Source organism: Brevibacterium sp. ZH18 (genome assembly GCF_022748595.1).
GTDB lineage: Bacteria > Actinomycetota > Actinomycetes > Actinomycetales > Brevibacteriaceae > Brevibacterium.
Genome location: NZ_JALDSX010000023.1, coordinates 14,279 through 37,025, shown reverse-complemented (window position 1 = coordinate 37,025; position 22,747 = coordinate 14,279). Strand labels below are relative to the sequence as shown.

Here is a 22,747-nt window from a genome sequence, read left to right as displayed (position 1 = left end):
TTCGCACCGCCACCGCGCGGTGCACTGAGAACACAGCGAGCAGAAGCAGGGATTTTTCACATGACTGATACACAATTGGTGATCATCGGATCGGGTCCGGCCGGTTACACAGCAGCCGTCTACGCGGCGCGTGCAAATCTGTCACCCGTTGTCATCGCTGGTTCTGTGACTGCCGGTGGTGAGCTTATGAACACCACTGATGTGGAGAACTACCCAGGTTTCCCTGCCGGCGTGCAGGGTCCTGAGCTCATGGAGAGCATGCGAGAGCAGGCTGAGAAATTCGGCGCCGAGGTGATCTATGACGATGTCTCGTCCCTCAAGCTCAACCCCGGTGCCCATGAGATCGAGACCGCGCTCGGAGCCCGTTACACGGCCCAGGCCGTCATCCTCGCGACAGGCTCCGCGTACCGCGAGCTCAACCTGCCTAATGAGAAGAAGCTGTCGGGACACGGTGTGAGCTGGTGTGCCACGTGCGACGGGTTCTTCTTCCGCAACCAGCACATTGCCGTCATCGGAGGCGGAGACTCTGCGCTCGAAGAGGCCACGTTCCTCACCCGCTTCGCCTCGAAGGTCACTCTCATCCACCGTCGCCAGGACCTTCGCGCCTCGCAGGCCATGCAGGACCGGGCCGCGGCAGATGAGAAGCTCGAATACCTCCTCGACAGCGAAGTGGCTGAAATCCACGGGGACGAGGCGCTGACAGGACTTACCGTCCGCAACACCGTCACCGGAGAGACGTCGGAACTGCCAGTGACCGGAATGTTCGTTGCCATCGGCTCCGATCCGCGAACGAGCCTCTTCGCAGACCAGCTTTCGCTGCGTGCCGACGGTTACCTCAACGTCGAAGGCCGCACCTCGAAGACCGCTGTCGAAGGCGTCTTCGCCGCTGGCGACGTCATCGACTCCGTGTATCGACAGGCGATCACCGCGGCAGGCTCGGGCTGCTCGGCAGCACTCGACGCCGAACACTACCTCGCCGATCTCGAGTCAGCGGCCAAACAGTCCGGAGCTAAGGCGGCTGACGCAACAGCCATCCCGGCACCGGTCGGTTCCTGACTGCAGGCTCCGGCTGCCCGGGAATTAAACCTGAACCACGGCTGTTTCCGATAGAGTACACCGTCAGAAGAAAGGTCGCTCATGTCGACAGAAGTCACCGATGCAACGTTCGAAGAGTCCGTGTTGAAGTCCGACAAGCCTGTGCTCGTCGACTTCTGGGCCCCTTGGTGCGGTCCTTGCCGCATGGTCAGCCCGATCGTGGATCAGATCGCTGAAGAGAACAGCGAGAAGCTCACGGTCGTCAAGGTCAACACCGACGAGAACCTCGAGACTGCGAGCAAGTACGGGATCACTTCGATCCCCGCTCTCTACGTCTTCAAGGACGGCGAAGTCGCCAAGACCATCATCGGCGCCCGTCCAAAGCCGGCGCTGGAGGATGAGCTCTCAGAGTTCATCTGATCAACTTCCAAGGCGCCTGTTGTACGATCAACAGGCGCCTTCGGTGTATTCACACCAGGCACAACTCGCTTCAGAACCCCAGTACAGCAGATTGGCAAGGCATTGACTCACAACCCACACCCGCAGTTCTCACGCGGGGACAGCTCTGAGGTGTTGCCCAACATCAAATCTCAGATGGCTCGTCTAGGGCTCAATGTCGGTCAGTCGACTTCAATGGACTTCGACAGGGACTTCGAGCTCGCAGTACGCCAGTTCCAGCAGGTCCGCGGAATTCTCTGTGACGGTGTTATGGGTTCTGAGACGTTCACAGAGCTCGAGCGGGCTAGATATCAGCTTGGGGACCGCGTGCTCCGCTATGACCCCGTCAGAGTCCTCACTGGTGATGATGTACTCAAGCTGCAGAGGACGCTAGCAGGGTTGGGTTTCTATCCGGGAAGGATGGACGCCGAGTACGCCGCAGCAACCGAAGAAGCAGTCAGAGAACTTCAGATGAGCCTCGGCACGAAGGTCGACGGAATCGCCGGACCCCAGACTCTCCGCGGATTGGATGCCATCGACCGCAAACAGGACACGGGCAATCTCTTCGCGCTTGAGGAGCGGGCGCGTGTGGCAGCCTCCGGGACATCTCTTGCTGGACGCACCTTCGTGATCGAGGCGGCTACTACAGTTGTAGATTTCGAGACGCTACCCATGAATGCCGAGCAGACTGCACAGGAGCAGAGGCTCACTACGGATATAGCAAGTCGCCTTGCTGGACGACTCGAGGCTGTCGGTGCCGGCGCAATTCTCCTCACAGGGGATGCGGTCGAGGTCAACAAGGCTGACCAGCTTGGTGCGTCGGCGGTTGTCACTGTCACTGCGGATGTGAACAAATCCAAAGAAGCGAACGGCATCGCAACATTCTATTTCGGACACGAGCGCCATTCCGACATCAATTCGCCAACCGGAGCGCGCCTTGCGGCGCTCATTCAAAGTGAACTCGCCGCGCGCACAGGAATGCTTGATTGCAAAAGCCATGCACGCACGTGGTCTTCATTGAAAAGGCTACGTACGCCAAAGGTTCATGTAGTCACGGGGTACCTGACAAATGACGACGACCTTGAGAATCTTCAGAACCCCGCAGTACGCGATGCGATCGCTGACGGCATTGCTGCCGCCCTGCAGCGTCTGTACGTGATCGAAGACGCAGATCCGGAAACCGGCACGCTCAACATCGAACAGATCAAAGCGTACAACTGAACCTCCCGTTGGAGCATCGGGGAATTTGCTGAAGTATTAATTCCCGAAGGTGTTTCACGTGAAACATGGCTGCCGCTAGATCTATGTCGAGCATTCCTGCCGTTGTTCAGTTCGCCCCTAGTGGCCACTCATCACCACCAGACAAGGCCCGCGGTACTAGTCTCTTAATCAATTTAGACAAGACGACGGTGCGTAGTCTGTCGTGCAGTACTGAATTCTCTAATTCGGCCACCGATCCGGTCCACTCACGCTCGTAGTGGACGGACCGCGGCTGCCAACTCGAATGGCTTCGCTACTGAGTTTGATTCATACCGCCCCCATTAGAGGTTCCGAGCACCTATTGCGCCAATGAGACGTCGACAGGATGAGTAGTCCGGAGCAATCTTCCAATAGCGGGGACAACTGGCAGCGAGGAGACGAGCGCCAGAACTTCCACAGAGAATCCCAGTCACGGAGTCGCTATCGGATTGATGCCATAAGGCGATGCCATAGGGGGACCTCCTCAAACGACGGGATATTCCGTACCTGATACTCTTTCGTATTACTCACCGTGGGCGCGACTTCATTGCCATCGATCCGCTGGTGCCCTGAGCGTCGACTGGTGCTCTCAACTTCGGGTGGTTCGATCAGCAGAGGTATTCTCCGCCGAGCCATCTCTCATATGCCCACATCACACCGAATTGTTAGCGAAGTTCATTCGCCTTCACGGAGCTGATAAGAACCATTGCCAGTGACGGCACTAAATCCGAGTATTGGTTTCCGGTGGGGCAGCGTAATAGCCGTTTCACGTGAAACATTGGCACGACGGATCAGGTGCGCGGGGAGCAATGACATTGCATTCCGTCGTGCTTCTGTATTCGGCTGCCCATTTAGCATGCTCAAAATGTTTCACGTGAAACATAGCGAAGGGCGGGTCCAGCAGCGTGCGCAAGGTTCACTTTGTGTAAGGGACAAATGAGAGGATTCGACCGCGCCCACCTTTTATTGGCCGCGGTTTCCTCTTAACCGTCGTTGACGACTGGGCACACAACTGGTGTATGGACATACCAACAGTGTCTGGCATGTTTCACGTGAAACATGAGCCACATGAGCAACTTTGGACCACCACCGGGGCCCGCTGTATCGGATTCGACACGGTCGTAACCGCCCTTTATTGAGAGGCGCAACAATTCCGCTGATCGCTAGGCCCATAGCCGCCTTCCCGACCCAGCGGCCCCGACGGCGAACACATGAGTGAGTAAAGCGCCGAGATCCGTCCGGACACCAATTTGGCGCGAAAAATTGCAGTAACGCAGCAAGCGCCACCAAATAGCCTTTGGAAGATTGTGGCCAGCATCATATATCGGACTTATGCGCTTAAAATGTTCAGACCATGTCCATGTTTCACGTGAAACATCGATTGCGCTGTTGATTGCATGCCCGGAGCTACCCGGAATACCGGCAATAGGGGATGGATGCCTCGAGGCTATCTGCCAAATTGAACCTCGTCATATGAACCAGAATGGGGATAGGGTTCGCGAATAGAAGCGTATAGAAGCCCTGACGGAAGCACCCGTGAGAAGGGTGGCTCCAATCATCACCGAAGCGTACAGCGACCACCGCGACTTCTTCATATTTGCTACGGCGACAGAAGCGCCCATCATCGAGATTTCCTGGAAGTGGCGGTTACCTGCCGTTGACACAGTCACACAATCCCAATGCCTAAACGGGAGATCTACGCTTCCAACCTGAGGCCAACGGTTCCTCAGCCTTGCGTGGGTCGTCCACGGAAAACTAGCTGTAACACGAAAATGCCTGCAGCTGGGGCAATGTCGACACTATTAGACCGAATGGCCGAGATACATTCCCCTGCATATTAGACATGTTTCACGTGAAACAACTATTCAGGGCTAAAAGGTACGCTCAAGCCGCCTCGGGGCGAAAGATCGGACCTCCTCGGGCCGCAAACTAAGACCTGCTCAATGCGACGGTACGTGACTGGCACGCCCATCCGTACTAGCTCTACCTCATGAGTTGTAGCACTCAGTCGTTCGACACCAGGTCAGAGGTACAGGTATCTAGCACTACCTCACAGATCCAAAGCCCGCGCGAATACATTGTGGAATTCGAACCGCTGACCAGTCAATACGCAGATCGTATGTTTCACGTGAAACATGCTGCCGGTACCTGTCCCATCGGTACTCCGCCTCGGACGAGATGGCCAATCAGAAATTGGTTAGCTAATCGACTTCCAAACGCCCAGTGGGCCCGGGAACAAACAAATGGCTGTTGGCACCATTCACTATTCAGGAAACAAGCAATAAACCATGGATATGTTTCACGTGAAACGCTATGAACGCTACCAAGACAGTTCACTTAGAGGGCCCCACCGGACCGAAGACCGCGCGTAGAGCAGTGGTGTTGTAGTCCGCCACGCCACCCGCATCTATGAACGAGGCCTATTTTCCGGGGTGAAGAGCGGAGAAATCCTGCAGAGTAGCCGATAGGGAGATGGACGGTGTACCGACAGACCGCCCCTAGAATGAGCGGACTATTCAGTCACTGGCGATATCAATAGGCGTGGTGTTGACGGAGGGAGAAGAGGCCGACACAACCTTTTCGGGACATAGAAGAGCCCAGTATAGTCTTGCCGCAACATAGAAATGGCCCGCACAACGCATTTACGACGTTGTGCGGGCCACTCCAAAGGGCCGTCTGTGTCTATTCGGCCGCTTCGGTCACGCCCAGAAGCGTAAGAATACGGTCAAGGTCCTCTTGATTCGCAAACTCGACGCTCAACTTACCCTTACGCTTACCGACAGTGATGTTCACCTTCGTGTCCAACCGGTCGCCCAGACGCTCTGCCACTTCAATGAACTCGGGCGAAACGCGTGACGTTCCACGTGAAACATTGACAGAGTCCCCACGATTTAACAGCACGACCGCCTCTTCGGAAGCACGCACTGAGAGTCCTTCCGCAACGATGCGTTGAGCGAGGATCTCCATGTGCTCGGGTTCCCGCAGACCAAGAATCGCTCGTGCATGTCCTGCCGAAATGACGCCGGCTGCAACTCGTCGCTGCACCAACGGCGGGAGCCTAAGCAGACGCAGGGTATTGGAGATCTGCGGACGCGACCGTCCGATCCTCTCGGACAGTTCCTCCTGGGTACAACCGAAATCTTCAAGCAACTGACCATAGGCAGCTGCTTCTTCCAGAGGGTTCAGCTCGGCGCGATGCAGGTTCTCCAACAGCGCGTCTCGCAGAAGGTCCGTATCATCCACATACCGAATGATCGCCGGAATAGTCGCAAGGCCGGCATCTTTAGTAGCACGCAGCCGTCGCTCACCCATGATGAGCTCATAGCGCCCAGCTTCGTTCGGCTTCTGTCGAACCACAACCGGCTGAAGGACACCGATCTCACGAATGCTGTGAACGAGTTCAGCGAGCATGTCCTCGTCGAAAACCGTACGCGGCTGACGAGGGTTGGCCTCAATGCGCTCAACATCGATTTCGCCGAATTCAGTGTCAGGAATCGAATCGACGCCCTCGAGCCCGTGGTCACCCTCATCGGCTTGGCTGACCGAAGAATCAACGGTATCTACTACTTCCGTAGTATCCGGGTCGACGTACTGTTCTTCTGATTCTTCCCTATCAGGGTCATCGGAACCGGACGTATAGACACCCGGATGTGTCTCATACACTCCGTCGGAGCCGTTCTGCCGATCAGCCGCATTCTCGTCCGCACTGTCGCTGTCAGAGTCAGTCTCCGGCGCCTGTGCCTTCGGCTTCGTCTCCGAAGCCTCTACGGCTGCCGCTACGCTCTCAGAGCCATCCGCTGAATGAGCATCTGAGTGCTCAGCCCCCGGCTTCGAGGTGCTCGCAGCCTTCGCATCCGGTGATGTGCTGTCAGCACGTGGTGCCTCAGCGTCGGAGTTCGTCTCCGTATTGCTCGAGGAAGCCTTGCTGCCGGCTGACCTGCTGTACGTCTTACCAGCTGTCGCTTGAGCACCCGAGGTTCCAATACCCGATGTCTTAGTACCTGACGTCTTAGTACCCGATGTCTTAGTACCCGATGTCTTAGTGCCAGACGTCTTGGCGGCGGTCGACTTTGCTGCAGTCGACTTCTTGCCCCCGGCGGCTGCCTTCGACGCAGTGCCAGTTGCTGCGCGCGATCCAGAGGTATTCTCCTCTGTGCTGTTGTTCGCCGCTGCCTTCGCCGTACGTCTGGCAGGAGTGGCCTTCGCCGTCTTGCTCGCCGATAGTTCTCCAGCACCGGCCGCTGCGGTCTTGTTGGAAGACGAGTTCGGAGCAACTGCCCGCTTCTTCTCCACCGACGATTCAGACGCAGTCTTCACAGAAGAGCCCGTCGTGTTGTTGCCCGACTTGGCCTTACGACGCCGTGACGACTGCATCGAAGCCGCAGGATCGGTCCGGGCGGCACGAGGTCGCTTCGTCTCCTCTGACGACGAATCGCGGGTGTCCTCGGAATCTCCGCCGGAGAAGAACACGTCCACGGGACGGTCATTGGATGCAGCATCCGGAATCAGCGCGCCCAGACCCCGTCCCAAACCACGCTTCTTACGCTCAGCCACGACTTACTCCTCGAATTGCGATTTCTTCGGCCGCTTCCCGATACGACAAAGCGCCACTGGAATGTGGATCATACGAAATGACGGTCTGACCATAGCTCGGTGCCTCGGAGATCCGCACTGAGCGCGGAATCGATGTACCGAGCACCTGCTCCGGAAAGTGCGTACGCACGTCGTCGGCCACCTGTTTGCTCAGGTTCGTTCGACCGTCATACATCGTCAGCAGAATAGTGGTGATCGAAAGCTTCGGATTCAGATGCTTCTGGATCAGCTGAATGTTCTTCAGCAGTTGGCTCAGACCCTCTAGTGCGTAGTACTCACACTGAATCGGAATGAGGACTTCCCGCGCGGCGACGAAGGCATTGACAGTCAGCAGACCCAGACTGGGCGGGCAGTCGATGATGACGTAGTCGACACGATCCCCAGCGGCTGCCTCCTCATCAAGGTAGAGGCCAAGTGACCGCTGCAGGCGCTGCTCTCTCGCCACAAGGGAGACGAGCTCGATCTCCGCACCGGCAAGATCGATCGTCGCCGGCACGCACTTCAAGGTTTCGAAGTCCGGACACTGAGCTACTGCGTCACGCATCGGCACATCGTCGATGATCACGTCGTAGATGCTCGTGACCTCTGAGTAGTGATCGATACCCAGGGCGGTGCTGGCATTTCCCTGAGGGTCGATGTCGATAAGAAGGACATTGAGGTCCTGATTCGCCAATGCAGCAGCGATGTTCACTGCGGTCGTGGTCTTGCCGACCCCGCCCTTCTGATTGGCAATGGTGAAGATCCGAGTCGAATCCGGTCGCGGAAAGTTCGCTTGAGACAGCCGATCTGCACGTCGGTTGTCCCTTGCGATCGCAGCACCTATGGGAGACGACTCGTCCATGATCGGCATTCGGCGCACTCCATCATCCATCGGGTTCACAAAGCTATATTCAGCCTAGACCAAATCTAGTTGGTTCTATTTCTTGACTATTTCGACGACACGGCTCGGGACGTCGAGAATTCCGCCGTCGACGATGTGAACGGTCGGCTGACCGAAGCGATACCTCTTCAGCAACTTCTTCGCCTTGACCAGTTCAGTTTCGACTGACGCTCCCTTGAGCGCCAAGATCCGGCCCTCTGGACCGACGACCTCGTGAGTCCATTCGACAAGAGTAGTCATCGCCTTGACCGCACGTGCGGTCACAACACTGAACATCTCTTCATCGACTAGTTCTTCGACCCTCGCCCGCACGATGCGCACATTGTCGAGTCCCAGATCATCGACGACCATCTTCAGCCATTCGACGCGACGCTCCATCGGTTCGATGAGCACCACCTGTGCGGCAGGTCGCAACAGTGCGATCGGGATGCCGGGAAGACCGGCTCCACTGCCGACATCGCCGACGACATCTCCGTCATCGATAAACTCTGAAACGACAGCACAGTTGAGGATGTGGCGCGTCCACAACCTGTCGACCTCGCGTGGACCGATCAGGCCCCATTCGATGCCGGTCGTCGCAAGATGCTCAGCATAGCGCTGAGCCAAAGGATACGCGGCACCGAAATAGTCCTCGGTGCCTGGCGGAGGGACTTCGAGAGCAGACAGATCAGTCATCGGCCGGACGGACGACGACATGTCGACCGTCACCCTCGCCTTCCGACTCGGAGACCAATCCGGCCTTCGCCGCCTGATCGTGGATGATCTTGCGCTCGAAGCTGTTCATCGGCTTGAACACATAGTCATCGCCGGAGTCCTTGACTTCGGCGATTGCCTTCTGTGCCTTTTTGATGAGCTCTTCGCGGCGATTGCTGCGGAAGCCATCGATATCCAGCATCAGCCAAGACCGCTGTCCTGTACTCGTCTGAACGGCCAATCGGCTCAGTTCCTGCAGAGCGGCGAGAGTCTTGCCTTCATTGCCGCCGACCAAGGTCCGGAGGTTGGAGTCCTCGTCGTCCTCGCAGACGATGGAGAGCTGAGCGCGGCCGTCAGCGACGTCGATGTCGATGTCTCCGTCGATATCAGCAATGTCCATCAGCTCTTCGAGGTAGTCCGCAGCGATCTCGCCTTCCTCTTCGAGGAGTTCCGCGCGAGTCGGTTTCGCAGACTTGTCTTCGGTGGCCTCTTCAGCAGACTCTTCGACCTTGTCTTCGACGTTCTCTTCAGTCATGTCGTTCCTCAGCGTTTCTTGTTCTTCTTGCGGTTCTTGCTCACGGGCTGCTGGCGCTGACCACTCGGCTTCGAATCATCGCTGGCAGCGTCGGTGCTGCCGCTCTTGATCTCAGGCTGCTGGACGTTCTTGCCCTTGCGAGCTTTGCGCTCGAGCATTTCCTTCTCGGCCTTTGAGCCGGGAGCAGGCATGTTGCGGATGACCGTGTGCTGCTGGGCCATGGTCCATGTGTTCGACACGAGCCAGTAGATGAGAACACCGAGTGGGAAGTAGATACCACCGATGCCGAAGACCAGAGGCATCACATACAGGAGCATCTTCTGCGACTGCATCATCGGATTCGCCATTGCGGATTCCGACATGTTCTTCGCCATCATCTGCTTCTGGGTGATGAACATCGTCGAAGCCATGATGACGATCAGGATGCCGGTGAGGAACTTGACTCCGATTCCGGGGTCGGAGAACGTCGCTGACAGCGAAATGCCGAACACACTTGATGATTCAGCCTGCTGGGCCAACGTCCTGGTGAAGCCACCGATCGCACCCACAGACCCATCGGCCACATTCGGCATGTTGTGGATGACGCGGAAGAGAGAGAAGAAGATCGGCATCTGCACGAGGAGAGGCAGACAGGACGCCCACGGGCTGGTCTTGTTATCGCGGAACAGATTCATCTGCTCTTCGGCCATGGCCTGACGCGAGTACTGGTCCTTCTTGCCCTTGTACTTAGCCTGCAGACGCTGAATCTGAGGCTGCAGAAGCTGCATCTTCCTCTGAGACTTGATCTGGTAAACGAAGAGAGGGATCAGCAGCGCACGGATGACGACAGTCAGTCCCGCAATCGACAGTGCCCAAGTCCAACCGTTGTCGGCAGACATGCCGATTGCGGTAAAGATCTCGTGAAAGATCGCGAGGATCCAAGCAACTACCCACTGCAGCGGGTAGAGCAGCTTGTCCATCCAGTCCATTCAGTTCTCCTCGTTACAACGAATCGTCACGATCGTTCATTTTGCCATTGTTCACAGGTCTTCGCGACACGGGACTGTCTGTCCTGATCGCGGGTCTCCCACGGTCTCCACTCTGCAGTCCTCACGGTGCCCGTGCACCCTGCGCTCACGCGAGTGGAAGTACGAGACAGACATGAGGATCGTTCAGCGGCCGTCCTCGGTATTCATCGAAATTGAACGGGCCTGACGTGCTGAACCGGGAACGTGGTCCACCCCGCCGTGGGAAAAGGGATTGCATCGCAGTATTCGCCAACCAGTTAACACCATTCCCTTGAGAACTCCGTGTATCTCGAAGGCCTCGAGGCCGTACATCGAACAGCTCGGATAGTACCGGCACACCTGCCCGTACATCGGGGAGACCACCACACGGTAAGCCCGGATGAACCATACGAACGGCATGCGTGGTCCGATCCTGACCACCCACCAGGTGGAGGGCCAGAATCCCGAGGGTCTGCGGGGAACTTCAGACCGATGCTTCAGATCATGCTCAGCGTCCACGACTCCGCTGCTTCTTCAGTGCCTTGTCGATGAGCATCGCAACCTCGGTCTCGAGCTCACCGAAATCAGCCTCGGCGGCATTGGGCAGAGCCCGAACTACGAAAAGGGAACCGGGATCCAAATCGTCGAGCCGCACGCGCATGAGCTCGCGCAGCCGACGTTTGACCCGATTCCTTCTGACGGCATTGCCAACGGCCTTGGATACGATGAAACCCACGCGCACGGCGTGGGAATCATCAGCCTCTGGCAGGCTGTGTGCCATCAGATGATCCGAGCGGACACGGACACCGGCTTTGAAGACTCGCTTGAAGTCGTCGCCGCTGCGTATCCGGTGAGCCGCAGAGATCACCTTATGCCGAAACTTCGGAACGTCCCTTGCGACGACGTGCGGCCAGGATCGAACGGCCGGCACGGGTGCGCATGCGCAGACGGAAGCCGTGCTTCTTGGCGCGCTTGCGGTTGTTGGGCTGGAAAGTACGCTTACTCACTTCAAGTCTCCGATTTCTAGGTTGCGGGCGAATGCCTGAGCATTCTCACAAAAAACGGCGGTACGAGTCTCGACCGCCGAGCACTCCTGTGCATAAGAGCCAAAAGATAATCAAGATAATCGGATGAAGCCCGGTACACAGGACACCCCATCATAGCGAAGGCGAAACTTCCTGGTCAAACTCGCTCGAGATGTTTCACATCACTGTCCCCAGGGGTTCATCGAAATTCATCCACCCGTCGCCTGTCGTCATCCACAAGTCACAGCCGTGTAGTTTTCCACATGCTTATCCACCAGTGTGGAGTATTACACGGTTGACTCGTCAGTTCTCCACAAACTGTGGAAAACTATGTGGAAGTCATACACAGGTGTGGAATACCCGAACATGGAATCACAAACACGGAGGTAGATAGACGGTGTCGCTTTCCAAAAATGAGCTCATCAGCCAATGGCGGACGGTGGTCTCGACCCTGGACAAAGACGACAGTCTGACTGCTCATCAGAGAGGCTTCCTGTCCCTCGCCCTTCCCAAAGCTCTGGTCGACAACGCCCTCGTCCTCCTCGCGGTTCGCGACGAACACACCCGCCGCACCATCGAGACCCGCCTTCTGGCACCTCTGACCAGGGAATTCTCCAAGGTTCTCGGGTTCGACGTCACCTTCGGGTTCGTGGTCGACCCAGAGCTGGATGTCCCGATCCGCTTCGAAGATCTCATCGGCGAGCCCACCCCCGGCTCACCGATCGAGATCGATCCCGTCACCTCGACGTCATCGACCGGGTCCGCAGTTCCCTCCTCCTACTCTCCTGCTTCTTCATCAGCACCGCCTGCAGCACCGGCCGCGCGCTCCGAGGCACCGTCGCCCCACGACCCGACCGATTACGCTGAGCCGAGCAATTACAGCTCTCCCGCCCCCACCTCGGCGCCGCCACCCACTCCGTCTGTGGACAGAACAGAGCGGGAGAGGAAGATCGCCGAGGCGACCGCCGCCCAGACCGCTCCACCGGTCGACGTTCCTGGAGTCGCTCAGCTCAACCCCAAGTACACGTTCGACACCTTCGTCATCGGCGCATCGAATCGCTTCGCCCACGCAACGGCTTTCGCCGTGGCCGAAGCACCGGCCAAGGCCTATAACCCACTGTTCATCTACGGGGATTCCGGCCTGGGCAAAACCCACCTCCTTCACGCGATCGGCTACTACGCGACTCAGCTCTACCCGGAGATCCGGGTCAAATACGTCTCAAGCGAAGAATTCGTCAACGACTTCATCAATACGATCGGGTCATCCCGGACTTCGAACTCCCTGCGGCCGGCCTTCCAACGCCGCTACCGGGAAGTGGACATCCTCATGATCGATGACATCCAGTTCCTACAGGGCAAAGATGCGACCGTGGAGGAGTTCTTCCACACATTCAATTCGCTGCACAACGAGGCCAAACAGGTCGTCATCACCTCCGACCAACCGCCGAAGATGCTCAAAGGCTTCGAGGAACGACTGCGCTCCCGCTTCGAATGGGGTCTGCTCACCGATGTGCAGCCCCCTGATATGGAGACCCGCTTCGCGATTCTGCGACGCAAGGCTGCCGGCGAGCACCTCGACGTCCCCGATGATGTCCTCGAGTACATCGCCTCTCGCGTCTCCTCGAACATCCGCGAGCTCGAGGGTGCACTCATCCGCGTCACCGCATTCGCCAACCTCAACGACCAGCAGGTCGACGTCAGCTTGGCCGAGACGGTGCTCAAGGACTTCATCACACAGGATGAGACCCCGACCATCACCGCGGCCGACATCATGGGCCAGACTGCTGCCTACTTCACCCTCACCCTCGATGACCTGTGCGGAACCTCTCGGTCACGGACTCTCACCACCGCACGCCAGATCGCCATGTACCTGTGCCGTGAGCTCACCGATCTCTCGCTGCCCAAGATCGGACAGGCTTTCGGTGGACGCGATCACACAACTGTGATGCATGCGAACAAGAAGATTCGAACTCAGATGGCCGAACGACGAGCCGTCTACACGCAGGTCACCGAGTTAACAAACCGCATTAAACAGCAACATCGCCTATAGAAAGCGATATGCACATCTGTGGATAACGTTGGGGACAAACTGACCCTGCTGGGGATAACGCGGTGGATAACTCGCACTCGAGAGTGGAAGCCTGTGAACTACACCGTTGTGCTTACCCAAGCCTCCACCGAAGGGTCCCTGCGGATGCACAGCGGATCCACAGGTCGATTCTCGTCAACATCCCTGATTACTCGGGCGTAACGAACAGTTATCCACAATCTCCACAGGTGCTAATACTTCTACTACATGAATGGAAGTTGTAAGAGGGTGCCCGCCATCGACTGCATCGGACGATCTCGACAAAGTTGAAACACAGGCACAGACCAAGCTCTGAGTCCGATCCGATATTCGAACACGTCGATCCCCGACGTTCTCGAATCCGAGATCTTCTCGTTCACAGTTCCGCCAGCCACTGGCGATCGCCTCGAAGTTCGCTGCCCCATGCCGGGGTACCCAGATTTCCGATAGGCTGTGTAGAGTTTTCCGAGCACCCTCACGCCAGTGTCTTGAGTACGTCGGGTGGCCACCCCGAAGGAGTAAAGTGAACGACGAAGCATCTCCCCTGAAGTTCAAAGTCAACCGCGATGTTCTCGCTGATGCGGTGACTTGGGCGACCAAGACCCTTCCCAACCGTCCCTCGGCCCCGGTCCTGACCGGCATCCTCATCACCGCTGAGGCTGGAGGAACTGTTCGCTTGGCAGTCTTCGACTACGAGGTTTCGTCTCGAGTCGAGATCGCAGCCGATGTTGTCACAGCTGGAACCGTCCTGGTTTCCGGTCGTCTCCTCGCCGACATTTCGAAGGCTCTGCCGAACCAGGAGGTCACCCTCGAGCAGATCGACTCGAAGGTCGATGTCACATGTGGTTCTTCGCGCTTCTCACTGATGACGATGCCCGTTGCCGAATACCCATCGCTGCCGCAGATTCCTGCTGACTCCGGAACTGTTTCGGCCGGCGAATTCCAGAACGCGGTCTCACAGGTCACGATCGCGACGTCGAAGGACGATACCCTTCCGATCCTGACCAGTGTCCGTGTTGAGATCGAGGGCGAGAAGGTCACATTGCTCGCCACCGACCGCTACCGTCTTGCAGTGCGTGAGTTCACGTGGAATCCGGGCCGCCCGGATGTCTCTGCTGTTGCTCTGCTGCGTGGTCGCACTCTCTCCGATGTCTCGAAGTCCCTCGGCGGGGATGTCACTATCGGGCTGAGTACCGATGCGGGCAAAGACCTCATTTCGTTCACCTCGGCTGGACGGGTCACAACGTCGCTGCTCGTCGAAGGCGAATACCCGAAGGTTCGTTCGCTCTTCCCTGATTCGGTGCCGATCCACGCGATCGTTGAGACGGGAGTTCTGCGCGAAGCAGTCCGCCGTGTCTCCCTCGTGGCCGAGCGGAACACCCCGCTGCGCTTCGAGGTCAGCGATGGAATGCTCACCCTCCACGCCGGCACCGGTGATGATGCGCAGGCATCAGAAGCCGTCGAAGCTGTTCTGCAGGGCGATCCGATCACCGTCGGCTTCAATCCGCACTACATCGCCGAGGGTCTGGCCGCCATCGAGAGTCCCTACGTGAATTTCTCGTTCACTCAGCCCATGAAGCCCGTCATCATCTCCGGGCAGAGGGACATGGACTCCTCAGCGGACGAGTCGTATCGGTACTTGCTCATGCCGACGCGTATCTGAATGTGGATATCGCGACTCTCACTGCGTAGCTACCGGTCGTACCCCGAACTCGATCTCGAGTTCGACCCCGGAGTCACCACATTCGTGGCCGACAACGGAACCGGCAAGACCAACATCGTCGAGGCGATTGGGTATCTTGCCCATCTGCGGTCCCACCGTGTCGCCTTCGATGCGCCTCTGGTCAACGAGCATGCGCAGACCGCGACCGTGTCCGCGCTGGTCAATCGCGATCAGCGGCACGCGACAGTGGAAGTCTCGATCCAGTCGAAGGGAGCGAACCGAGCCAGGGTCAATCGCTCTCCGGTGAAGATGAAGGAGATCCTGGGCCTCGTCTCCTGTGTGGTCTTCGCTCCCGAAGATCTCAGTCTCGTCCGCGGTGAGCCGGCTGAACGCCGGTCGTGGATGGACACCTTGGTCGTCGCCCGCAATCCCCGCTATTCCTCAGTCATCACGGACTTCGAGCGGGCGCTCAAGCAGCGCAATGCCCTGCTCAAGAGGCTGCGCGAGGACAGAGACCCCGGACTTGAAGCCACCCTGGACATCTGGAACATGGCCTACGCGGACTCTGCTGCCGAGCTGGTCTTCGGTCGGCAGAAGATCCTCGCCGATATCGTCGAACCCCTGCAGCGCAACTTCGCCTTCATCGCCGCAGATGCTCGGCTCGAACGACAGGGAATCAAAGCTCGCTACGATTCGCGCATCGACTACTCTCAGGCTCAATCGGCTGCCGAATGCAGGGAGATGCTCCTCGCAGCTCTTGAGCGTCGGCGCACCACGGAGATCGAGCGCGGGCTCACGCTCCACGGCCCCGGACGCGACGATCTGTCGCTGACGATCGGCGACCATCCGGCCAAAGGGTACGCCTCACACGGAGAGACCTGGTCTCTGGCTTTGGCCATGCAGCTGGCCGGTTGGGATCTGCTCAGCTCTGATGCCGGGTCCACCGCGGAACAGCCCATCCTCGTCCTCGACGACGTCTTCGCCGAACTGGATACGGGACGGCGGAACCGTCTGGCCTCAAGGATCACTGAAGCGGAACAGGTGTTCATCACCGCCGCCGTCGATGGTGACCTTCCCGAGGGGCTCGAAGGCAGGCGGATCGATGGTGGCCGTCTGCTGCAGGGACAGCAGCACGATCCGAATCCTGCCTCGCGTCCTGATCCAGCATCAGTCCCCGCCTCGTCCGCTGCCTCATCTACCCCTGTTTCATCTACCCCTGCCTCATCTACCGACTCATCCTCGAGCTCGTCTTCCGCATCGTCTTCCCGCGGATCCTCCCCAGAGGACGCCGATGCATCATGAGTAACTGCGTCGTGACCATGAAGGTGATGCTGTGAGCGGCATCGAGAGGGACATGTCGACGCCGGTGGCCGCCCTCGAGGCGCTTGACCGCGTCCGGCGGATGGAGGCGACAGAGGCGAAGTTCGTCCGCAGCCGCCGGCGTTCGCGTCTGCGCGGCGAGGCGGTCTACACCGGTGCGGGGAAAGACAAGAGGGATCCCGCGACGATCTCTTCGGCACTGGGCAAGCTCATCTCCGCCCGAGGCTGGTCGTCGTCGATCGACATCGGCAATGTCCTCGGCCGGTGGCCCGAGCTCGTCGGCGAACAGGTCGCAGAGCACTGCAAACCCGTCGACTTCTCGCCTCCGCTGCTCATCATCGCCGCGGACTCCACGACCTGGGCCACGCAGCTGCGCGTGCTCAAGCCCACGATCCTCCGAGCTTTGGAAGCTGGGCTCGGTTCGCAGACGATCACCGAGATCGAGATCCGCGGACCACGAGGACGCAGCTTCAAGAAGGGCCGCCGCAGTGTGGCCGGCCGCGGACCACGAGACACCTTCGGCTGACGAAGCGGGAACTGGAATCCGAAAAGCGATAGAGGGCCGTAAACGGCGACAGCGGCTCCCATTCGTGCCCGGGGGTACATCTGAGGCGTGAAATTTCCGCAAATGCACCTTGCAGGGCCGCTTACAGGTATTTCTGGTCTCGGCGCGGTAGAATAGATAGCTGATAGCGCCCACCTGTACAAGGAGTCATATGACGACCGAGGATCAGCCCCATTACGATGCCGGGGATATTACGGTACTCGAAGGTCTCGAAGCAGTTCGCAAACGACCTGGAATGTATATCGGTTCGACCTCGGAACGCGGTCTCCACCACCTCGTTCAGGAAATCGTCGACAACTCAGTCGACGAAGCGATGGCCGGGTACTGCTCGCACATCGAGGTGACGATCCTCGCCGATGGTGGCGTCAAGGTCGTCGACGACGGTCGCGGCATGCCGGTGGCGATGCACCCCACTGAAGGAAAGCCCACCGTCGAGGTGATTCTGACCATTCTGCACGCCGGCGGCAAGTTCGGCGGCGGTGGCTATGCGGTGGCCGGCGGCCTTCACGGCGTGGGCTCCACAGTGGTCAACGCGCTGTCCGAACGTCTCGAGGTCGAGGTCCGACGCGACGGCTATGTCTGGAACATGGACTTCGAACGTGGTGTCCCCACCGGAGAGCTGCGCCGAGGCGAAGAGACCTCGGAAACCGGCACGATGGTCACCTTCTGGCCTGACTCGACGATCTTCGAGACCACGGAGTTCTCCTACGAGTACCTGCGTGCGCGCTTCCAGCAGATGGCGTTCCTCAACAAGGGTCTGAAGATCAGCCTGACAGATGAACGTCACGTCCAGATCGATGATGACAATGTGCAGATCGACGAAGACGAAGAGACAGACGCGAAACCGCGTGAGGCGACGTACCATTACGAGCACGGCCTCCTCGACTACGTGCAGTACCTGAACTCGACGAAGAAGGCCGAACTCGTCCATCCCGACGTCATCGTCTTCGAAGCTGAAGAGTCTGAAGAGACTCTCTCTCTTGAGATCGCGATGCAGTGGACCACGGCCTACAGCGAATCGGTGCACACCTACGCGAACGTCATCAACACTCATGAGGGAGGCACCCACGAAGAGGGCTTCCGCACAGCACTGACTTCGCTCATCAACAACTACGCACGCGAACAGAAGCTGATTCGGGAGAAGGACCCCAACCTCACCGGTGACGACATCCGCGAAGGCCTGACAGCGGTCATCTCGGTCAAACTCGGCGATCCGCAGTTCGAAGGTCAGACGAAGACCAAACTGGGCAACTCCGAGGTCAAGGGCTTCGTCCAGCGCGTTGTGCGCGACGAGCTCGGACACTGGATGGAGTCCAACCCGGCCCAGGCCAAGGACGTCGTCCGCAAGGGCTTGCAGGCTTCGCAGGCTCGACTCGCTGCGCGCAAGGCCCGTGAGGCCACTCGCCGCAAGGGACTCCTCGAGTCCTCGGGCATGCCCGGCAAGCTCAAGGACTGCCAGTCGAAGGATCCGACGATCTCCGAAGTCTTCATCGTCGAGGGTGACTCGGCCGGCGGCTCGGCGACTCAGGGCCGTAACCCGAACACTCAGGCGATCCTGCCGCTGCGCGGCAAGATCCTCAATGTGGAGAAGGCGCGCCTCGACCGGGCACTGGGCAACAACGAGGTCCAGGCCATGATCACCGCCTTCGGCACCGGCATCGGTGAAGAGTTCGATCTCGACAAGCTGCGTTACCACAAGATCGTGCTCATGGCCGACGCGGACGTCGACGGTCAGCACATCACGACTCTGCTGCTGACCCTGATCTTCCGCTACATGAAGCCGCTCATCGAAGGCGGATACGTGTATCTCGCGACGCCTCCGCTGTATCGACTGAAGTGGTCGAATGCTCCTCACCAGTTCGCCTATACCGATAATGAGCGCGACGGTCTGCTCGAGACCGGACGAGCTTCCGGTAAGCGTCTGCCCAAGGACATGGCGATCCAGCGGTACAAGGGTCTGGGCGAGATGAACTACGAAGAGCTGTGGGAGACCACGATGGATCCTGACCACCGGCTGCTCAAGCAGGTGTCACTCGACGATGCAATCGTTGCGGATGAGATCTTCACGGTGCTCATGGGCGATGACGTGGATTCGCGCCGACGCTTCATCCAGGAGAACGCGAAAGACGTTCGCTTCCTCGACATCTGATCCTCTCCGTCAGCTCCCGGCACTGCTCGGGAGCTGACAGGAATACAGACTCTCACGAACTCAATCACCGCCGTGCTGTGCGGTTAAGACACAAGGGAAGAGCCCACATTGGCTGACGAAAACGATATCGGAACCGAAACCAACCGTGTCGAACAGGTTGATCTCAATCTCGAGATGCAGAGGTCGTACCTCGATTATGCGATGAGCGTGATCGTCGGTCGTGCCCTGCCGGATGTCCGCGATGGACTCAAGCCCGTCCATCGGCGTGTGCTGTACGCGATGTTCGACGGCGGCTACCGGCCGGACCGCAACTTCTCGAAGTGCTCACGCGTCGTCGGCGACGTCATGGGCCAGTACCACCCGCACGGTGATACGGCGATCTATGATGCGATGGTCCGCCTCGTGCAGCCGTGGACGATGCGCTACCCGCTCGTCGCCGGACAGGGCAACTTCGGTTCCCCTGGCGATGACGGCGCGGCTGCGCCCCGTTACACCGAGTGCAAGATGGCTCCGTTGGCTCTTGAGATGGTCAGGGACATCGAAGAGGGCACTGTCGACTTCCAGGACAACTACGACGGTCGCAACCAGGAGCCGACGGTTCTGCCCTCCCGGTTCCCGAACCTGCTGGTCAACGGTTCCTCGGGCATCGCCGTGGGTATGGCCACGAACATCCCGCCGCACAACCTTCGTGAGGTCGCGGCCGGAGCTCAGTGGCTTCTCTCCCACCCCGAAGTCAGCAAGGAAGAGGCACTCGAGGCGCTGCTCGGCATCGTCAAGGGCCCCGACTTCCCGATGGCTGCGACGATTCTGGGTCGCAAAGGCATCGAGGACATGTACCGCACCGGTCGCGGTTCGATCACGCAGCGCGCCGTCGTCGAGGTCGAAGAGATCCAGGGCCGCACCTGCCTGGTCGTCACGGAACTGCCGCACATGGTCAACCCTGACACTCTGGCCGCGAAGATCGCCTCCTACGTCAAGGACGGCAAGGTCGCCGGCATCGCCGATCTGCGTGACGAGTCCTCGGGACGCACCGGACAGCGTCTGGTCATCGTGCTCAAGCGCGATGCGGTGGCGAAGGTTGTGCTCAACAACCTCTACAAGCACACCTCGCTGCAGGAGAACTTCTCTGCGAACATGCTGGCGATCGTCGACAGTGTGCCGCGAACCCTGAGCTTGGATTCGTTCCTGCGCCTATGGGTCAAGCACCAGATCGAAGTCATCGTCCGTCGCACCGAGTTCCGTCTGCGCAAGGCGGAGGAGCGCGCTCACATCCTGCGCGGTTACCTCAAGGCTCTCGATGCCCTCGACGAGGTCATTGCTCTGATCCGTCGTTCGCCGTCCTCCGATGAGGCTCGTACAGGTTTGATGGAGCTCCTCGAGGTCGATGAGATCCAGGCCAATGCCATCCTTGATCTGCAGCTGCGCCGTCTGGCCGCACTGGAACGCCTGAAGATCCAGGAAGAGTCCGACAAGATCGAGACTCAGATCGCCGAATACAATCACATCCTCGCGACTCCTGCTCGCCAGCGCGAGATCGTGTCCGAGGAACTCGACGACATCGTCGAGCGCTACGGTGACGACCGCCGAACCAAGATCCTCGCCGGATTCGACGGAGACGTGTCGATGGAAGACCTCATCCCGGAGGAAGAGGTCGTCGTCACCATCACCCGCGGCGGGTATGCCAAGCGCACCCAGAACCACCTGTACCGGGCACAGCACCGGGGCGGCAAGGGCATCAAGGGGGCGAACCTGCGCGGGGACGACGTCGTCGAGCAGTTCTTCGTCACCTCGACGCATAACTGGCTGCTGTTCTTCACGAACACGGGTCGGGTCTACCGGGCGAAGGCCTACGAGCTGCCCGAGGGATCACGCGATGCCAAGGGTCAGCACGTCGCGAACCTCCTGGCTCTCCAGCCGGGCGAGACGATCGCCAAGGTGCTCTCGATCAGAGACTACGAGGAAGCCGAATTCCTCATCCTCGCCACACGCTCCGGCGTTGTGAAGAAGACCCGCTTGAGCGAGTACGACTCGAACCGCACCGGCGGCGTCATCGCGATCAACCTGCGCGAGTACAAGGGGCAGCCGGATGAGTTGGTCTCCGCCCGCATCGTCGGATCCGAGGACCATCTGCTGATGATCTCCCGCAAGGGAATGTCGATCCGCTTCGCTGCCGACGACGGTTCGATCCGTCCCCTGGGTCGTGTCACAGGCGGTGTGACCGGCATGAAGTTCAAGGACGACGACGAGCTGCTGACCATGGACGTCATCCAGCCCGACACCTACGTCTTCGTGGTCACAGAAGGCGGCTACGCGAAGCGCACACCCGTCGACGAGTATCGTCTCCAGGGTCGTGGCGGCCTGGGAATCCGAGTTGCGAAGATCACCGAACAGCGCGGAGACTTGGTGGGCGGACTCATCGTCGATGAGGGTGAAGAGGTCCTCGTCGTGATGGAACGCGGTAAGATCGTTCGGTCGAACATCGACGAGGTTCCGGCCAAGGGACGCAACACGATGGGTGTGGTGTTCGCGAAGCCGGGCAAGAATGATCGTATTATCGCAGTAACGCGTGGGCCCGAGACCGCAGTCGAGGAAATCGACGAAGACGAAGCTGACGTACCCGAGGGTGAGGTCGCAGAGCCTCAGACCGGCACCGAGGATGTGGAAGAGTGAGCGACAACAAACAGCCAGGCTCAGGGAAGGTCATCCGCACATCAAGCGGTTCCACCCGTCTGACGGCAGGATCGTCGAAGACCGACGATAAAACCGGCAACGGGCAGCCTCCTGCCTCCGGAACCGGGTCGGGCAACGGCAGATCCAACGGCAGCTCAGGATATTCGGCTGAGAAGCCCACAGTCGTCGCGCCGCCCGCGCCCAAGGCCTCACCGAAGCCCAACCGGGCGCCCTCGGGAGGTTCTGCCACGGGCTCGGCCGGTGGACCGGCCTCCGGAGGTGCAGCCGCGAGCGGATCTGCCCCCTCGGGTCAGGCCACCGGCTCGCAACGGACATCGAATGGGAATGGTCCGGCCACCTCGGCGATGGGAGCTGCCGCGAACACCGTCCGCGCCAGCTCCGGCAGCGTCAAGATGGGCGTGAAGAACATCGTCGACAGCGGCAAGGGCAAGAAGAAGAAGGGCCCGCGCACGGTCCGACTGACTGTCTCGGCCGTTGATCCCTGGTCGGTCATGAAGATGTCGTTCCTCATGTCCGTGGCCATCGGCATTGCGACCATCGTGGCGTTCATCGTCCTTTGGGTCGTCCTCCAGGCCACCGGCGTCATGAGCGGTCTGGAGACGACGATGACGGAGCTCGCCGGAGCGGAATCGGCGGAGAAGCTCATCGGCATCTTCGGCTTCGGCCGAGTCGTCGCGGCCGGATTCATCATCGCGGTCATCAACATCGTTCTGATGACGGCGCTGTCGACCCTCGCAGCATTCATCTACAACATCGGTTCCCTCATCGCGGGCGGGTTCCATCTGACCCTCACTGACGACTGATCCTTGATGACCAGCACCGATCCGGTGGCATGTGAGGCGAGTCACTGCCACCGGATTTGTGTTT

18 protein-coding genes are annotated in these 22,747 nt (G+C 59.1%); 10 read left to right on the top strand and 8 right to left on the bottom strand.

Translation table 11 applies throughout. From position 1 onward, the window contains the following. The first annotated feature begins 60 nt into the window (after positions 1–60). The 3 genes from trxB (at position 61) to MPN20_RS10075 (ending at position 2,694) form a co-directional block, all read left to right on the top strand. Positions 61–1,056 carry a thioredoxin-disulfide reductase gene (gene trxB / locus MPN20_RS10085; RefSeq protein WP_242781697.1) on the top strand — a complete coding sequence of 332 codons (996 nt, stop codon included), beginning with the start codon at positions 61–63 and terminating at the stop codon, positions 1,054–1,056. An 81-nt stretch (positions 1,057–1,137) separates the two neighbouring features. Then, the gene (trxA, locus tag MPN20_RS10080) at positions 1,138–1,455 is read left to right on the top strand and encodes a thioredoxin (RefSeq protein WP_242781695.1); all 318 of its coding nucleotides are present in this window, start codon (positions 1,138–1,140) and stop codon (positions 1,453–1,455) included. Positions 1,456–1,605: 150 nt separating this feature from the next. Further along, positions 1,606–2,694: a peptidoglycan-binding protein gene (locus MPN20_RS10075; protein ID WP_347566819.1), complete on the top strand. Its 1,089-nt coding sequence runs from the start codon at positions 1,606–1,608 to the stop codon at positions 2,692–2,694. Positions 2,695–5,394: 2,700 nt separating this feature from the next. Here the strand turns inward: MPN20_RS10075 and MPN20_RS17525 are convergent. From MPN20_RS17525 to rpmH, 8 genes are all read right to left on the bottom strand, one after another. Next, positions 5,395–6,375: a ParB/RepB/Spo0J family partition protein gene (locus MPN20_RS17525; RefSeq protein ID WP_242781691.1), complete on the bottom strand. Its 981-nt coding sequence runs from the start codon at positions 6,373–6,375 to the stop codon at positions 5,395–5,397. 883 nt (positions 6,376–7,258) lie between these two features. Beyond that, complete coding sequence (locus MPN20_RS10065; RefSeq protein ID WP_242781689.1) at positions 7,259–8,155, bottom strand: ParA family protein; 897 nt, start codon at positions 8,153–8,155, stop codon at positions 7,259–7,261. A 66-nt stretch (positions 8,156–8,221) separates the two neighbouring features. After that, positions 8,222–8,860, bottom strand: a complete 639-nt coding sequence (gene rsmG / locus MPN20_RS10060) for a 16S rRNA (guanine(527)-N(7))-methyltransferase RsmG (RefSeq protein ID WP_242781687.1) — start codon at positions 8,858–8,860, stop codon at positions 8,222–8,224. Then, positions 8,853–9,413 carry a R3H domain-containing nucleic acid-binding protein gene (locus MPN20_RS10055; RefSeq protein WP_242781685.1) on the bottom strand — a complete coding sequence of 187 codons (561 nt, stop codon included), beginning with the start codon at positions 9,411–9,413 and terminating at the stop codon, positions 8,853–8,855. The genes rsmG and MPN20_RS10055 overlap by 8 nt, the downstream gene beginning before the upstream one ends. Positions 9,414–9,421: 8 nt before the next feature. Continuing rightward, positions 9,422–10,381 carry a membrane protein insertase YidC gene (gene yidC / locus MPN20_RS10050; RefSeq protein ID WP_242781683.1) on the bottom strand — a complete coding sequence of 320 codons (960 nt, stop codon included), beginning with the start codon at positions 10,379–10,381 and terminating at the stop codon, positions 9,422–9,424. 183 nt (positions 10,382–10,564) lie between these two features. After that, positions 10,565–10,819 carry a membrane protein insertion efficiency factor YidD gene (yidD, locus tag MPN20_RS10045; protein WP_278189806.1) on the bottom strand — a complete coding sequence of 85 codons (255 nt, stop codon included), beginning with the start codon at positions 10,817–10,819 and terminating at the stop codon, positions 10,565–10,567. A gap of 88 nt (positions 10,820–10,907) precedes the next feature. Further along, on the bottom strand, positions 10,908–11,267 hold the full coding sequence (gene rnpA / locus MPN20_RS10040; protein ID WP_242781680.1) for a ribonuclease P protein component: 360 nt from the start codon (positions 11,265–11,267) through the stop codon (positions 10,908–10,910). Between the two features lies 1 nt (position 11,268). Beyond that, entirely contained in the window at positions 11,269–11,406 is a 138-nt protein-coding gene (rpmH, locus tag MPN20_RS10035) for a 50S ribosomal protein L34 (protein ID WP_166975345.1), read from the bottom strand. Positions 11,407–11,821: 415 nt separating this feature from the next. On the opposite strand from rpmH, the gene dnaA reads away from it, so the two are divergent. The 7 genes from dnaA to MPN20_RS17520 all read left to right on the top strand — a co-directional run bounded on the left by dnaA (position 11,822) and on the right by MPN20_RS17520 (position 22,683). Then, on the top strand, positions 11,822–13,474 hold the full coding sequence (gene dnaA, locus MPN20_RS10030; protein WP_242781679.1) for a chromosomal replication initiator protein DnaA: 1,653 nt from the start codon (positions 11,822–11,824) through the stop codon (positions 13,472–13,474). A 541-nt stretch (positions 13,475–14,015) separates the two neighbouring features. Beyond that, complete coding sequence (gene dnaN, locus MPN20_RS10025) at positions 14,016–15,155, top strand: DNA polymerase III subunit beta (RefSeq protein WP_242781677.1); 1,140 nt, start codon at positions 14,016–14,018, stop codon at positions 15,153–15,155. Continuing rightward, positions 15,156–16,457 (top strand): DNA replication/repair protein RecF, encoded by a 1,302-nt coding sequence (gene recF, locus MPN20_RS10020; protein WP_242781675.1) that lies wholly within the window; start codon positions 15,156–15,158, stop codon positions 16,455–16,457. A 31-nt stretch (positions 16,458–16,488) separates the two neighbouring features. After that, complete coding sequence (locus MPN20_RS10015; protein ID WP_242781673.1) at positions 16,489–17,001, top strand: DciA family protein; 513 nt, start codon at positions 16,489–16,491, stop codon at positions 16,999–17,001. A gap of 190 nt (positions 17,002–17,191) precedes the next feature. Then, positions 17,192–19,189: a DNA topoisomerase (ATP-hydrolyzing) subunit B gene (gene gyrB, locus MPN20_RS10010; RefSeq protein WP_242781672.1), complete on the top strand. Its 1,998-nt coding sequence runs from the start codon at positions 17,192–17,194 to the stop codon at positions 19,187–19,189. 108 nt (positions 19,190–19,297) lie between these two features. Then, a complete protein-coding gene (gene gyrA / locus MPN20_RS10005) occupies positions 19,298–21,859 on the top strand; it encodes a DNA gyrase subunit A (protein WP_242781670.1) in 2,562 nt (853 codons plus the stop codon). Beyond that, positions 21,856–22,683 carry a DUF3566 domain-containing protein gene (locus MPN20_RS17520; protein ID WP_242781668.1) on the top strand — a complete coding sequence of 276 codons (828 nt, stop codon included), beginning with the start codon at positions 21,856–21,858 and terminating at the stop codon, positions 22,681–22,683. The genes gyrA and MPN20_RS17520 overlap by 4 nt, the downstream gene beginning before the upstream one ends. Positions 22,684–22,747: the final 64 nt, after the last annotated feature.

What these genes read in the sequence shown, in the direction of transcription:
- trxB (WP_242781697.1), top strand. Translation starts at nt 61, where the DNA reads ATGACTGATACACAATTGGTGATCATCGGATCGGGTCCGGCCGGTTAC.
- trxA (WP_242781695.1), top strand. Translation starts at nt 1,138, where the DNA reads ATGTCGACAGAAGTCACCGATGCAACGTTCGAAGAGTCCGTGTTGAAG.
- MPN20_RS10065 (WP_242781689.1), bottom strand. Translation starts at nt 8,155, where the DNA reads ATGCCGATCATGGACGAGTCGTCTCCCATAGGTGCTGCGATCGCAAGG.
- rsmG (WP_242781687.1), bottom strand. Translation starts at nt 8,860, where the DNA reads ATGACTGATCTGTCTGCTCTCGAAGTCCCTCCGCCAGGCACCGAGGAC.
- MPN20_RS10055 (WP_242781685.1), bottom strand. Translation starts at nt 9,413, where the DNA reads ATGACTGAAGAGAACGTCGAAGACAAGGTCGAAGAGTCTGCTGAAGAG.
- yidC (WP_242781683.1), bottom strand. Translation starts at nt 10,381, where the DNA reads ATGGACTGGATGGACAAGCTGCTCTACCCGCTGCAGTGGGTAGTTGCT.
- yidD (WP_278189806.1), bottom strand. Translation starts at nt 10,819, where the DNA reads ATGCCGTTCGTATGGTTCATCCGGGCTTACCGTGTGGTGGTCTCCCCG.
- recF (WP_242781675.1), top strand. Translation starts at nt 15,156, where the DNA reads ATGTGGATATCGCGACTCTCACTGCGTAGCTACCGGTCGTACCCCGAA.
- gyrB (WP_242781672.1), top strand. Translation starts at nt 17,192, where the DNA reads ATGACGACCGAGGATCAGCCCCATTACGATGCCGGGGATATTACGGTA.